Source organism: Hymenobacter qilianensis (assembly GCF_014638675.1).
GTDB classification, from domain to species: domain Bacteria; phylum Bacteroidota; class Bacteroidia; order Cytophagales; family Hymenobacteraceae; genus Hymenobacter; species Hymenobacter qilianensis.
On sequence record NZ_BMFN01000007.1, the window covers coordinates 22,859 to 36,681 of the forward strand.

Below are 13,823 nucleotides of genomic sequence, written 5' to 3' on the forward strand. Positions count from 1 at the left end.
TACAAGCTGCTCATTTTGACAAAAATATTAATGCAATCATGCATTTTATTTGTCAAAACGTATTACAAAGGCATATAAAGCAATATATTTGCTGATGTAACGGCGCATTTTTTCCGTTTCACCCAACTATGATTGATAAGTTCAGCGATATAGATGCTCTGCTCAGTGGCCTCATGAAGCCTGACAAGCAGACACTTCAGGCGCTTTTTGATAAAAAGCTTCTGGAATTAGATATGGCCTTAACGAATGCGTGCAAGCTCATGGACATCCAGCCTCGCACGCTAAAGGGCATTTTGAGCGGTTCCCAAAAATTAGTTGACGTTACTAACCTCGCCAAGCTGGCCAATTTCCTACAGCTACCTAAGGAGCAGTTGCTAAAGCTGTACTTGGATGTAGTGGAAGAGAACTTTCCAACTGACACAATTACACCTGACAAAATCCACTTCATTAAGGAAAACTTTGACTTGGCGGTGTTGCGCAAAGCGGGCCTGATCGATAATATCACTGATTTCGCCCACATCGAGAAACGGCTTACCGCCCGCTTGGGACTGAAGTCCATCTTCGAATACCGCAAACCGAGCATGGACATCGCCTTCAGTTCCGGGAACTTCAAGGCAGAAAATAACCTGACGCGGTCTTATTGGATTAACGCCGCCACGGTTGCTTTCAAAGAAATAGATAATCCTTACCCGTACAGCCGGGATGAACTGATCAAGTTATTCCCACAGCTGCGCTGGTATACCACCAACGTAGACCAAGGCCTAGTTGATGTAGTTAAGCAGTTATATAAAGTCGGCATTACCGTCATCTTCCAGCAATCACTGCAGACCTTGCAGCTGCGGGGGGCGACGTTCAACGTTAATAACAAGCCGTGTATCGCGCTAACCAATTACGTCGGCTTCTACTCCACTGTCTGGTTTGCCCTCATTCACGAGTTGTACCATGTGCTCTTTGACTGGGACGAAATTAAGGCTAGTAAATATCATCTAACGGACGATTCCAACGAGCAATTGTCCGTTCGCGAGCGGGAAAAGGAGGCAGATGCGTTTGCGCGAGGGTACTTATTCTCGAAAGAGAAAACTGACCAAGTGCGCCGATTCATTAATGATCCAGAATATGTCGCCGAGTTTGCAGCGGAGAACCACGTTCATCCTAGTTTCCCTTATGTTTTCACGGCGTTCGAATCAAACAATCGAACGGCTTGGGCTCGGGCGCGAGCTAACTCTCCCGACGTCAACCGTGCTGTTGACCTCATTGACATGACTTGCCACGGTCAGGAGATGGTTGAAGAGAAAATTCAAAAAATCAAATCCAAAGTGTACGCGTAGCAGTCATGAAGAAATCTAAAAAGACAAACGCCCCCGCAGAGCAAGAGAGTTTAGCCTCGCCTGGCTTTCCGATCGAAAACATTCGTCACGTTGAAATAAGCCAAGAGGAGAAGCTGGAACGCTCGTTGCTTTCTGGCTTACTGCTGCAACAAACCGAAGATCTTAACCGGAAACAGCAGGAGCTAAAAAAGCAGCGAGACCAAGAAGTGATCGAGCTAATCGGTGGTGGTACTACCTCGCTCGGCGCCCTCAAAGCTTTAATTGCATCGAAGCGTCAACCTTACGAGCCTCGGTTTCCCCGATCAATACCGTTCTTCTCGGAAATTTACCGTTTGAACGGCTGGCATGACCTAGACCCAGCAAGCTATATCAAGCCTGCCGTGGTAGCCGTGTGGATTAATGAATTGATCTACAATCGTTTTTCACAAGAGGTATTGCCAACGCTGCGTGTGTTTAATCCAAAAAGATTTGGGGGCAGTCGAGCCTATAAACATTTTCAATTTCTGAACGCCGAAGGTCAAGCGGAACTGGAGCAGTACCGAGACGAAGCCATTGCCCTGATGCAGACTTGCTCTACCTGGTACGAGTTTCGCGCCAAGCTTTTCGTAGTACACAGCGTGCCCTATCAAGTTGAACTGTTTGCACAGTAAGCTGATACGATAAGCTTACATTCTGAAAGACCTAAGTAAAATCATGTTTCGAGCACGAATGCAAGACTATTTACCTCTAGCTTCTATAATTCTAGATGCTAGGATCTATTTGCTCTCTCCTTCTCTCTCCTACCTGTTTGCTTTTGGTTTTTCATTAGGTCAGATTGTCTGAATATAGTGCAATACTATCGCTCATTTTTTAGTGCCTAGCTGGTTATTACGCAGGTGTAGCATCACAGTAGGCCAATAGTTATTTCATAATGATAGAACGTTTACAAACTGTAAATAAACAAGTTGTCGCGACTGACATGGCTAAATTTAACCTCTTCCGCTTGAGCTGCATGCTTGATGATATGGATGGGGCTAAATTCAATAAAGTGTTAGTCTCAGTTGTTTGTGATTACATATACCAACGCAATAATGAGCGCACTTCGCTTAGCGAATGCTTGGACTACGTAGTGCATGAGATTGGCATACCCACCTCCCGACAACATCTTAAAAATGTGTTGTCAAAAGTAGATTACGTACGCACCGAACCATTAAAAAACGATGTACTCCTATCTCTAGAAGTAGGCTTGTATGACAACCTGTGTCATACTTCAGACGCGAACTCTATTGAGCAGCACGCTCGCCGCTTCCTACGGCAGGAAGCGCTACCTGAAGAGTTAGCTGAAATCTTGGTGGAGATGATTCACCAGTCGATTTACGAAAACATCCAAGGTCTAGCGGGGGCTAATGTAAAAGCCTTGCTTGCCGAAGAAATAAAAGGCAAGTTTCCGGTTGAAAACATAAAAGTATTTAACAGATTTCTTGAATATGAGAATCGGGCCAAAGACAACGCTATTTTTCGGCTCTTTTATAAAGCGTTAGAGTTTGCGATAGTTACATCAGGTAAAGGCGTGAAAGATTTTACCGCCAACCTGTTTAAGGGCAAAGTGTACTTGCTTGATGCCAATGTCATTTTCCGCCTTATGGGAATTGATGGCGTACAGGAGCAGGCTAATATGGAGGAGTTGGTAACAGCTTGCCTGCACCAAGGCGTGGAGTTTCGCTACACAGCTCAAACATACGAAGAGTTAAAGCGCAAGCGGGAACAGGCCGTGGCTATGCTAAAGCGCTTTAATAACCAAGCCACTCAACTTGTGGAAGACACTCTTATAGGTGGTGATTTAGCTATCCAAGAAGGCTTTGCTAACCAATATTATCGCTACAAGAAAGTTGGGGTAGTCGCTACTCCTGAGCAGTACGAGTTAAAATTAATGGCCGATTTTCGTCGATTTGAAGATATCTACAAGCTTCGTCCCGTCACCCGAGATGTGGAGGTGACCAAACGGGAAGTAGAAGGCTTAAGCCAAGAACTGTTTGAGGGGAAAAAAGCCCGTCGGGTACTACGCTATACCGGTAGTGCAGCGCAAGTTGACGCCTACAACATCTTGTACGTAAGGGGTGCACGCGCTTTTAATAATACCAGCTTTTCGGATGTGAAATGCTTTTATCTGAGCACTGACCGAATGCTAGCGGAAATTTTGGCTATAGAATCAAGCGATCAAGGAGTTAGTGAAGTGCTATTTCCGGCACAAGCATTTTTGCTGCATGCCTCTTTGTCGGCTAATGTCAAGGAAGCGGATTACATCACCTTCACCAAATTTCTTAAAAAGAGCATAGTCGGCCAAGAGTTCACTGGTGTGGAAATAGTACGATACGTCAATCAGGTCAGTAGCTTCACAACAGACCCTAAGGCAATATCCACGCTACTTAAAGCGTATTCAGACAAGCGCTATACCAACGCTCGTAATTATGAAGCTGAATTGACGCTACCTACATTCAGTGAATTTGCCCGCACCGAGCTAGAAACTCAACTGGAAGTTGCGCAACGCAAGGCCGAGGAAGCTGAGCAGGAGCGTGCGCTAGAGAAAATACGCAGTGAAGATGCTCGTCTAGAGCAGGAGGCATATAACCAACAGCAACTCACGGTAGCGGCTAATGAGCGGCAAGCAGCAGCCACTGAGCGTGATGTTGCGACCGAAACTCTGAGCTCGGCCATTCTAGCCAGTACTCATCGACACTTGCGTAACAGCCTGCGCATTGCACGATTAGTTGAAGCGAGTCTAGGTATAGCTTGTGCAGTAGGGGGAGTATTAATAAAAGATCAAGTCCATACCGGTGTACTCTTAGCAGGCGTAGGCATTGTGATTAGTTTAAAGCTGATTGATTTATTCTTTTCGGCTAAAATGGGGCTAATGAAGCGCTTTTGGCAATGGTTATATCTAACCAAAGTTCGGCGGTCAGATATGTACCACTCCGCAGCCACGCGAGCACAGTATGAACAGGCAGCAGCGGCAGAATTCAAACAAGTTGCTTCCAATAATTTGTGGTCAGTTAAGCTGATGTAGCTAGCAACCGAATAATCTATGACCAAGCCGTAGGCTTACGCAAAGTGCCGCAGTTCGGGTAGCTAATTCTTAGGGCTATAAAAACCAGAAGGCCTTGGGTAGTGGTCGTTTGCTGAGACGCCCCGCTCGCCACAAACTCAGGTGGCGATCTTTGGCAAACGCGAGCACGGCCGCTTGCTGGGCTTCTATCCCTAAACCAGACTGGCCTTGGCGAGCAGTACTCACCCGGTGATACGCAACGTAGAGCATGAACCAGGCGCTTTAATTAAGAACGCTCGGCTAAGGTAGTGCAGCGTGTGACATTCTTGGAACAGGTCTTCCTAGCATGTCATGCGTTGACCTAGAAGCGTGGAACGAGCTACCCGGCATAGCGACGAGCAAACCCAAACCAGTATCAATAGCAAAAACCCAGTTTACTGAAAGGCCACTGTAAAAAGTGGCCTTTCCTATAGACAATAGGTATCGATTAGGAAGTTTTTACAGTATGTAAAAGAAGCAGTGCTATCCCTTCGCCGATACAAGGGCGTGGGAGAGCGAATCATTTCTTGCTATGAGGTGCGGCCTTTTTAGCTGGTTTGGGCACCGTCTTCGCAGCCGGTTTGGTAGTCGGCTTTGCGGCTGGCTTAGGCTTGGCTCCTGCCGCTTTGTTTTTAGCTATGGCCTTAGATTTGGCAATAGCTTTGGATTTGGCAGTAGCCTCAGGGGTCGGGGCTACTTTAGCAGCAGACGGGGTTAACCGCTTGGGTGAGGCGGGAGCAGTAGATTTTTTCAAAACTGCTGGTTTAGCTGCGTCAGGTTTCGCGGCCCCGGGCTTCAACCCAAAAATCTTCATCACCATGGCACAGAGCCGCGCCATTTCCTTGTTCCGTTGCGGAATGGTCAGCGCCTCCAGCGGCTTATCCGGCTTGTTAAACGCCTGCAGCTTACTAAGTGGCGAGTTGGCAAAATGGCAATGCCCGACCACTACGGTCAACAGGGTCACCCCTTCTTTCTTGGCTGCTAGAAGCAGCGGCGGCAACTCATCGGAATGAATAAAGTCCGACGCCATGAAGTTGTGACTGACCAACATTATTCCTACCCGGGCCGTCGCCAATTCGCGGCGTATTCGGGCCAGCCAAGGCTCGCCAGCCTTTAAGTTCTGGTCACTCCACACCCGTAAGCTATGGTCACGCCCGAGCGGAGCCAGGTGCTTTTCAACGAGTTTCCGCCATCTTTCATCGGCGTGGCTGTAGCTAATAAAAACGCTGGTTCGTGTGGATGCAGGCATGGAGTGGGGATACGTGGTGAAACAGTGGCAGCTTATGGGCTGCTGTATACAGTTAAAAGAATATTACCAGTATTACTGGTGGTACTGTTATACATTACGGGACACTGAAACCTAGCCACAATCCCATCTCAATACCCAATACCTCTTGGGGAGCGTTGGACTCGAAAGACATAGTACACATTGTTAAACACGTCCTCAAAACCCAATATTTCGTGTGGACCTAAGCCTTCTCGCTTCATAGCTGAGTTAACCCAGTCCATTACGTTTAATTCAGCGCTGTCGCTAGGTAGGCCGTTGCGAACGGACAACAGCACAGTTCTTTCCGCCTCTGATTCAGGAAAAAAACTAACCCGAACAAGTTGGCCGTCATATTCTTCTACTTTAGTTCTCATGCTGGCGTTTAGTGGTTGGACCAATGAGTAGTAGCAACTTCGGCGTCAGACCGAAAAGGGCAACTCATCGGGCAGGAATTTGGATTCGAGGTACTCTTTGGACACCATAGCTCCCAAGAAATCCTTGGCTTTGCTTTCTTCAAAAAGCACCTGATTGCTGCCAGATGCTAAGCCTAGTGATTTGCGAACGTAGTCCTTATAATCATCGGCAGCATTCCAAACCGTGGCCAGAACGCAGGCTTGGGCATTGCTTTTCAGCGCCTGGGCGATTATGTCGTTAATGTGGTCGTCGGCAAAGCTGTAACCGATGCACACAATGAGCCGCAAGTCAGTCAGGAAGCAGAGCCGCCGAAACTCATAGATATAGAAAAGGTACGGGTCAATGGCGCGCAGCTTGTTGCTCGTTCCAAAAATTAGGACTGGGTCGCGGGACGGGTCTTCCGCCTGCATCAGCTTATGCGTTTTGGGGTCAGTGTACCAGTCCAGCGAGCCGTGTAGTTTGTACAAGGTGAAGTTCTTTTCATCGCCTCGCGTGAAGCTATTATAGCTCCACTCACGAGTGTTCTCGTCAAACCCCAGTTCGATGTTGTCTTTGCCCACGACCTTCTCAAAGCAGAGGTCATAGTTTAAGCTAAACACCTTGATGTTGATGCCAATGCCGTTGTTGCCGAACATCAAGTCCTTGAACCCGCCGTAGTACGCGGCATCCTTGTACAGGGAGGGCTTCACCCAGTCGCTAACCAGCTCGTTTGTTATTAGGCGTTTGAACTCTGTTAGGTGACTAAATTCGGGACCGGCCAAGTCCAACAGGCGGTTGTCCCAAGCCCCTATGAATGGATAAATAAGGTTACGCTCCTTCTTCTCGATTTCAGACATCACGATGATGAGCTTTTCGATATTGAAAGAAGCTTGAAAGTTGCCGAAAATGCCATCCGCGAATTGAATGGAGCTACGCAGGTAGTAGTAAAGGTCTTTGTACGGCTTCCAGGCGGTGTCTTCGTTCACGAGGCGGTGCACGTTGTTTACCATCTCCGCCGACACGGGTATGCCGGCGTCACGACTGCAACCAGCTCCCAGCAAAAACAAGACGTTGTCGCGCTCAATGCTCATAAATACTAGCTTACAGAAACCAGGGTGAATGCAGCGACAGCATATCCTTTCGAAAATCCGGGAATTGCTCGAAGTGGGTGCAGTAATCCGTGATAATGGAGGAGTAATAAATGGAGATGACTTTCACCTTGGCATTGAAGCCCCGCCAGTTGGTACCGGTTAGGTTGATGGCATCCTGGAGGTAAGGATAAACTGATTCACGCGAAGTATGAGCCGAGTGCAAAAACTCAATATGCACCGGGGGGCTAATACGCTCATTAAGCACTTCTTTCCCTTGCTGCAAGCCTTCAAACCATACCAAAAACTCATGCGGGTTTAGCTCAACTAACGTGCTGGCATAAGGGGTTTTGGTGTTGTGGTTACTATAGCCAAAAAACTTATTCTTTACATTGATTTTAAGCACCTTGAATTCCATGCTGCGCACTTTCTCAATGGCGGCTTTGATGGAATCAATTTCCCGGTGCTTGATTTTGAAAGGCAGGTGCAGGGCGCACTTGGTGTAACCGGCAAACTCCGGGCTTCCCAACAAGCTCACTAGGTTGCGCTGCAAGGCACTCAGATACGATTCTTCGGAATGGTCATCGGCTAGCACTTCGAGCTTTCGGTAAATCCCGGAAGAATCCAGGCAAACGGAATACGCAAAGAACCGCTCAATCTGGCCTTGGTCATTGAATTTGTGGGCACTGCCAATGCCTAAAATCAGGCAGTTGGAAATGCTCGGCTTCACTATCCAGGGAATGCCGCCCAGCTTGGCAAATAAGGCCAAGCCGATATTGGATGTGGACCACTTCAGCGTACTGTCCACACTAATTTTCTCGTGGCTGAGCACCTGCAAGGGAATTTGCAGCTTGGTTAAGTGGTACTTGAGGTAATAGTAGGTTTCCGAAACGCCCGGCTCGTCAGCGTGGTTGTTTTCTTCTACAAAGATGGTTATCAGGTGCTCGTTTGGGCGTTCGGTCTGCAGCTGTCGTACTTGCTCTACGGCGCCAGCTAAGTGCGGCTCGCTGGTGTCAAGAAGCGGTATTTGCACGATGTTGTTCTTGCCAATATCTACTTGAAACATTTCGTGCATGCCCTTGAAAGTATCTGGGTTGCGCTTGCCGGTAAGGCTTAAAAACAGCTTGTTGGCGAAGGCTCGGTACCGCTCTTCGAGAAGGAAGACAAACGTGCAATCCGACGGACCCGGCCGGTACGGACCGTAGCGACGGATACCGCTAAATTGATTGTAATCGTAATTGTCGTTTTTGAAGATATATTGTTTTTTGGCCAGCGTCGTCGCGGTAACGGTGGAAAATGCTTCGACCAGCGATAACTGCAGGTCCTGCCAAACCAGCGGACCGAGTTGGGGCAAGAGCCGACTGAGCTGCGCGGTCACGTAGTTGTACTTGTCACCGTAAAAATTTTTGTTTACACCACCGTTACGACTGTTACTGAAGCTCAATTGTAGCGTTTCTGCATCGCCCTTTGGATAGCTCTTATTCGCTCGGAAGCGCACATCCACTAAGAAGCCGAATTGCCGCTTGCTCTCCAAGTAGTAGGGCTCTAGCACGAGGGCCCGCTTGCCCTTGGTGAAGCTTTCGGTGTATAGGTCAATAGAATTATGAAATCCCCGTAGCTTGGTGGAATGGTCGATACCAGCCGCCTCCGCTCGCTGCTGCACCATGAGCGTGAGCACCCGGCACGTTAGATTGCGGTTGGCGCGGGCTGGACATTCATAGGCAACAAAACCCGGAATAGGCTCAAAAGCCACGTAATAGCGCTTGAATTCATCGTCGCCCGGCTCTTCAGGCAAGGGGTATATCCACAAGCTGTCCTCCGTCTTTTGCGCGCCGTCATAGAGTTTTCGATACACCGTAAATGCAAACGGCTGCTCCCGAATAGCTAGAAAACTTAGTAGAATGTCGGTCATAAACGGAACGGCGATAAAGTGACCACCAAGAATGTCCTGGCAGAAGGCAACGAACGAGAATAGCTGCTTAGGCCTCTTTATAAGGCTGCGTGATGTCGAGGCCCCGCTTGACTAACGGAATAAGGTCAGCGGAACCGTAGCTACGCTCAATAGAGAGTTGCAACCCTTCCAGTTGAGCCGCTTCGTCGGAAGTGAGCTTACGACCCCTTCTAGGTTTCAAAAAAGCCTGGATAGCTTTGGTAAGATGACCTTTCACGGCAGCTAGCTGCTTTTCAGCAGTCCCCAAACCCCGTAGTTTTAACTGGCCGGATTCGGTGTTTTGCAGGTTGCGGAAATAATCGCACGAAGCACCTTTTTGGTTACGCTCACAACCGTGGGCACGCCTGATGAATGCTTCGTAGCTCATGGGGGAAATGTGGTCTTCCATTGTAGTCAAGCGAAAGGGTTGATTTAAGCAGCGTATGTATCTTCCGGTTCCAAGTGGCGCACTAGCGACATCATGGCCAGCGTGTCGAGTAGGGGCTTCACCTTGTCGGCCTTGGTGCGCCGAAACCGGGCCGCTACCTGGGCGCTGCTCAGGGCCTCGCCAGCTGCTTGCTGGACGATGGCACGCACGGCGAACATCTGCTGTGCCAATTCAGTTGGCCACGGTTGTGTCTCACCTGTGACTACATCGGCTGCAGCTACTACCATAGTCGGTAAGGCCATAGTGCTCTGTAGCTGGCCGGGCGCCTGGTATTCGGGCCTCAAGTATCGCACAGTACCATCCGCTTCTTCGGCCGCCCGCTGCTGATTCAATTGTACCAAGCGCGTCAGAAGCTCAGCGTCGCTTAGTGTTGCGGGCCAGCCGTAGGCATCAGCTACGGCAGCATCAAGCTGCTGATGCAGACTGAGCACCACGGCCGCCAAGCCCTGCTCGTGGGTCGTCTGCTCTTTAGCCGTGAGTGCCTGGCCACTCCGCAGTTTTTCCATCACGTTGTAGAGGTCGGTGAGCGCAAGGTTAGGGTATTGTGCCTGCTGGCGCTTTCGGTGGGTATCAAGGTCCTCGGCTAATTCGCGAATGTGGGCTTTTTGGGCGTCCGTTGCCGTGGGGAACGGGAAAGGCAGTAGGCAACGGGAGCTGTTATAGCGAGGGTCATTACCCATCCCCATCCTTCCCCCGGCAGCCAAAGCCCAGGTGCGGTGCATTCTGCTTGATAACACACCCAAATGGAAAGCATCGTCGAGGGCCAGTGCTACAAGCATGTGGTCAGGTGCTATGCCAGCATCCAAGAATTGAAAAATGCGGTGCTTCGCTGTTTCGGCCGTGGCAATGTAGCGCGGTAGTCCGTGCAAGGCCAAACGTAGACCCTTGCGGGTCTCACCAAATTGCCACCAGATTTCTTTGAGCTTCTTGCGGTTGTTATGGTCGCGTTCAGGCTTGACGTGGATATATAAGTGCTGGTACACCGCCGGATATTCGCGAATTGCCTCGGCTTCAGTAAGGCCGAATAAGTCTACCAAGTACACGCCCCGGGGCCGGGCGGTAAGGTCTTTACCGTTGCGGTACGGCCGAATTCGCGTTTCCAGACCGGAGACTGTGCCCAACCCCAATGCGTGAGCCTGGGTCTCGGTGACAATGAAGCCAGCACCTGCCAGCATCATGCCGTTGCTGGAAATACCTTCATTAGATTTGAGGGCCTGTGCCGCCGCCACATCGGCTCCGGTCGTGAAATCCGCGTTGATGACCCCATCGGCTTCCGCCAGTTCCACCGTGGGAGCATCGTCATCTTTTGTTGCAGTTTCACGCATCACCGACGCGACCTTGCCCGTGTGCGTACCGGCACGTCCTACGCTCATGGCAATGCGCACGGCCGCACCGTCGGCGCTATCGACCCACGGGTGGTCGGGAATGGCAAAAGTGAGCGACAGCGGCGGCGAGGCCGCCAGGTGTCGCTGAATAAGGCGGCGGTTGAACGTTTGAGTGATGGAGTTGGTGGTAATAAATCCAAACGCTTCCGTGTGGCCCAGGCGGGTCACATCGGCCGCCCGTTCCCACCAATACATGACTAGGTCGGCCGATTCGTCTACTTTGCCTTTGTAGGTCTTCCGCAAGGCATCTACGTAACCGTCACCCAGCGCCCGCCGCATGGCCTTGTCACCCACAAACGGTGGGTTACCCACAATAAAGTCCGCCGCGGGCCACTCAGCGGGCCACGTCATGCTGTAATCCTCGTTGTGCCCTAACACGGCATCCTGCTGCTTGATATTCTGATAGTTATCAAGTAATGGCTCCGCCAGTTGCGTGAGACCGTGGGACCGCAAGTGCCACTGCAAGTAGCCGATGCGCAATACCACGTCGGCAATGGCCGCAGCGCGGGGGTTCAATTCCATTCCGAGCAGCTGCCGGGGGCTAACGGTAGTGCCGTCGCCCAAATCTAAGCGCCCAGAGCCGCCAAGCTTCGCCAGCGTCGTCAGCACCTCGCCTTCCAGGCGCTTGAGATGCTCCAGCGTCACGTACAGGAAGTTGCCTGACCCACACGCCGGGTCCAGAATCTTCACCGATGTGAGCCGGCGCAGGAATTTCAGCACTTCCTCGCGGGCGTCAGCCACGGCCTTGTTGCCCTTGCCTTCGTCCAAACGGGTGGCGCTGGCCGCCTGCGCGGCGGCCCACTCGCGGCGGAGCGGTTCAATGACAGTGGGCAATACCAACCTCTCGACGTAGCGCCGGGGCGTATAGTGTGCGCCCAAGCTATGGCGCTCGGACGGGTCTAGGGCCCGCTCCAGCAGGGTGCCGAAGATGGCCGGCTCCACTTCCGTCCAGTTAGCCTCAGCGGCGAGTTCCAGCAATTTTATTTGGTCCGCGTTCAGGGGCAATGCCTTCGCATCGTGGAATAGGTGGCCGTTAAAGCGCCGGAGCTTGGTCCGTAGCTCGGGGGAAAAGCCGCCTTTGTCCATCACAGTCCACAAGCCTTGCAGCGCGTCGGGCAGGTAGCCCCGCGATTCTTCGGTTTCCGCGTACGTGGCCAGCAGCCCTTTGAATGAATCGGCGGGAATCAGCTGCACGTCCTCGGCAAACATGGTGAACAGGCAGCGCATCAGAAACTGCGCCACCACGTCGGAGGGGTGACCCGCTTTTTCCAGCTGGGTGCTCAGCCCGGCCAGGTAGCCGGCGAGTTGGCGCGTCACCTGGGCGGCGCGGCGGCCGGGGTCGAGCTGCTGCGGATCCGTAAAGAGCAGCTGCAGCTGCGCCCGGAGCGCGGGCTGGGCCAGCGCTGGCAGGTAGAAGCGGGAATGCGCGGCATCCGGAAAGGGCACGTAGGTATCCCCCACGCCGGCAAAGTTGCTGTACACGTCCACGCAGTGCCCCACGTCCACCACGACCACGAACGGTGGGCGTGGCTCCGAGGCCGGCAGGGCCCGGACGTAGCGCAGCGCCTGCTGCTGGGCCGCCTTCATCATCTGCTCCCATTTGGCCGTGCCGCGCACGGCGTGGCCTTTGCGGCGCTTCTCGGCGGGCAAGCCTAGCTGCGCTTTCTCAGCGGCGGCCTGCTCGTCGGGGCTGTTCGTGCCCTGTTTGGTTTCCAACACGAAACAGCCTCGCTTATACAAGTCTATTCGGCCGGTGGTCTGCTTGCCCCCCCCGTCCTCAAACGTCACAGCCCGCTCCAACACGTACGCATCTTGGGCAGGGTTATCAGTAGTAGGATCGGGGCGCGGTACGCCGAGTAAGTCGCAGAGGTCTTGCAGAAACAGGCCGTAGTTAGCCCGCTCCGCGCCGCCTGATTTCAGCCAGCGGGTTTCAAAGTCGGTATAATGCACGATGCAAAATAAGCCCTTTCCAAGTAGCGGGGCATATTTTGTCAACAGTACCGCCAAAGGTTTCTATGCGGCCGGGCTAATGCCCAGCCTCGACGCTTTAAATCAGCGTTTCGGGCGCGGAACGGTGCAAATTGTTACGACGGTTCCGGTTCCTAACTACTAGGCTACTACGAGCGGTAAAATGCCTCCTCCCTGGCAGGGGAAAGCCCAATGGCGCTCGCCTGCGTTCACTACCCGGCTAGAAGAGTTGATGTTGGTTAACTAGGAAGTATCGTAAAATCCCACTCCACTAGCAGAAAGTTATCGGGCTGCAAGCCCAACTGCAAGCCCGCTTCCAGCCAGCGCGGCTGAGTCGGCCGGATACGGTCTTTTTTATGGCGTTTCAATTCGGCAAATAAAACAGTCTCCCCCTGCCAGCCAACTACATCCCAACAGCCCGCATAGGTATTGCCGTTGGCCTGGGCAATCTGATGCAATAAGGTCAGCATCGTAGGGTCGGTAATGGGCTCGTGCTGCTGCCCGGCCAAACCGGCATCAGCCCAGCGGGTAAAATGATTGGGTGTCATTGCCCCAGCTCCGTAGGTTTCTACCCATCGGGCCTGCCAACCGGAAAGACGTAGTAACTCATAGATGCATACCTCGGCAAAAACAGGCTGGCCCCCAAAATAGATGAGGGGCTTATTGCCGAACGTGTTGCTTAGGGGGGTTCCCTCCCAACGTCGAAGCTGCAATTCAACTTTAGGAACCGTTAAAATATGGCCGCTGATGGTTAAGGCTTCGGTCGAATTTGGCCTTAATAGGCTAGGGTAAATAAGGCTCATATAGAAATCAAGGCTGCAAGTAAAGTGTATATCTGCTAGGACTCTGCTTCTTATGATCATGGAAAGCTCTAATGCATCCCAATAACTAGTAGATACACCTTAAAACGTTCTGCTTCGCACTTGCATGGGCCTTTAAGATTAACAGGGGCCTT

The 13,823-nt window shown here is 51.6% G+C and carries 9 protein-coding genes and 1 pseudogene; 4 read left to right on the forward strand and 6 right to left on the reverse strand.

Features of this window, described 5'->3' with window-relative positions; all coding sequences use genetic code 11:
• The first annotated feature begins 128 nt into the window (after positions 1–128).
• The 3 genes from IEW06_RS20240 (at position 129) to IEW06_RS20250 (ending at position 4,371) form a co-directional block, all read left to right on the forward strand.
• The gene (locus tag IEW06_RS20240) at positions 129–1,328 is read left to right on the forward strand and encodes an ImmA/IrrE family metallo-endopeptidase (RefSeq protein ID WP_188548854.1); all 1,200 of its coding nucleotides are present in this window, start codon (positions 129–131) and stop codon (positions 1,326–1,328) included.
• A 5-nt stretch (positions 1,329–1,333) separates the two neighbouring features.
• Entirely contained in the window at positions 1,334–1,978 is a 645-nt protein-coding gene (locus tag IEW06_RS20245) for a P63C domain-containing protein (RefSeq protein ID WP_187734650.1), read from the forward strand.
• 260 nt (positions 1,979–2,238) lie between these two features.
• Entirely contained in the window at positions 2,239–4,371 is a 2,133-nt protein-coding gene (locus IEW06_RS20250; protein WP_187734651.1) for a hypothetical protein, read from the forward strand.
• 538 nt (positions 4,372–4,909) lie between these two features.
• Here IEW06_RS20250 and IEW06_RS20255 read toward each other — a convergent pair.
• The 5 genes from IEW06_RS20255 to IEW06_RS20275 all read right to left on the reverse strand — a co-directional run bounded on the left by IEW06_RS20255 (position 4,910) and on the right by IEW06_RS20275 (position 12,850).
• Positions 4,910–5,638 carry a toll/interleukin-1 receptor domain-containing protein gene (locus tag IEW06_RS20255; RefSeq protein WP_187734652.1) on the reverse strand — a complete coding sequence of 243 codons (729 nt, stop codon included), beginning with the start codon at positions 5,636–5,638 and terminating at the stop codon, positions 4,910–4,912.
• 437 nt (positions 5,639–6,075) lie between these two features.
• Positions 6,076–7,140, reverse strand: a complete 1,065-nt coding sequence (locus tag IEW06_RS20260) for an SIR2 family protein (RefSeq protein ID WP_187734653.1) — start codon at positions 7,138–7,140, stop codon at positions 6,076–6,078.
• Between the two features lie 10 nt (positions 7,141–7,150).
• Positions 7,151–9,049: a Piwi domain-containing protein gene (locus tag IEW06_RS20265; RefSeq protein WP_187734654.1), complete on the reverse strand. Its 1,899-nt coding sequence runs from the start codon at positions 9,047–9,049 to the stop codon at positions 7,151–7,153.
• Positions 9,050–9,116: 67 nt separating this feature from the next.
• On the reverse strand, positions 9,117–9,476 hold the full coding sequence (locus IEW06_RS20270) for a hypothetical protein (RefSeq protein WP_187734655.1): 360 nt from the start codon (positions 9,474–9,476) through the stop codon (positions 9,117–9,119).
• A gap of 23 nt (positions 9,477–9,499) precedes the next feature.
• Positions 9,500–12,850, reverse strand: a complete 3,351-nt coding sequence (locus IEW06_RS20275; RefSeq protein WP_223285048.1) for a class I SAM-dependent DNA methyltransferase — start codon at positions 12,848–12,850, stop codon at positions 9,500–9,502.
• Between the two features lie 79 nt (positions 12,851–12,929).
• On the opposite strand from IEW06_RS20275, the pseudogene IEW06_RS20900 reads away from it, so the two are divergent.
• Positions 12,930–13,115, forward strand: a pseudogene (locus IEW06_RS20900) (DUF4113 domain-containing protein).
• Here IEW06_RS20900 and IEW06_RS20285 read toward each other — a convergent pair.
• Positions 13,108–13,581, reverse strand: coding sequence for a hypothetical protein (locus IEW06_RS20285; protein ID WP_187734656.1), 474 nt, complete (start codon positions 13,579–13,581; stop codon positions 13,108–13,110). The pseudogene IEW06_RS20900 and the gene IEW06_RS20285 sit on opposite strands and share 8 nt — an antisense overlap.
• Between the last annotated feature and the right edge of the window lie 242 nt (positions 13,582–13,823).

Bases quoted from the DNA above. Each gene is read 5' to 3' on its own strand.
- IEW06_RS20250 (WP_187734651.1), top strand. From the start codon at position 2,239: ATGATAGAACGTTTACAAACTGTAAATAAACAAGTTGTCGCGACTGAC.
- IEW06_RS20260 (WP_187734653.1), bottom strand. From the start codon at position 7,140: ATGAGCATTGAGCGCGACAACGTCTTGTTTTTGCTGGGAGCTGGTTGC.
- IEW06_RS20245 (WP_187734650.1), top strand. From the start codon at position 1,334: ATGAAGAAATCTAAAAAGACAAACGCCCCCGCAGAGCAAGAGAGTTTA.
- IEW06_RS20240 (WP_188548854.1), top strand. From the start codon at position 129: ATGATTGATAAGTTCAGCGATATAGATGCTCTGCTCAGTGGCCTCATG.
- IEW06_RS20270 (WP_187734655.1), bottom strand. From the start codon at position 9,476: ATGGAAGACCACATTTCCCCCATGAGCTACGAAGCATTCATCAGGCGT.
- IEW06_RS20265 (WP_187734654.1), bottom strand. From the start codon at position 9,049: ATGACCGACATTCTACTAAGTTTTCTAGCTATTCGGGAGCAGCCGTTT.
- IEW06_RS20255 (WP_187734652.1), bottom strand. From the start codon at position 5,638: ATGCCTGCATCCACACGAACCAGCGTTTTTATTAGCTACAGCCACGCC.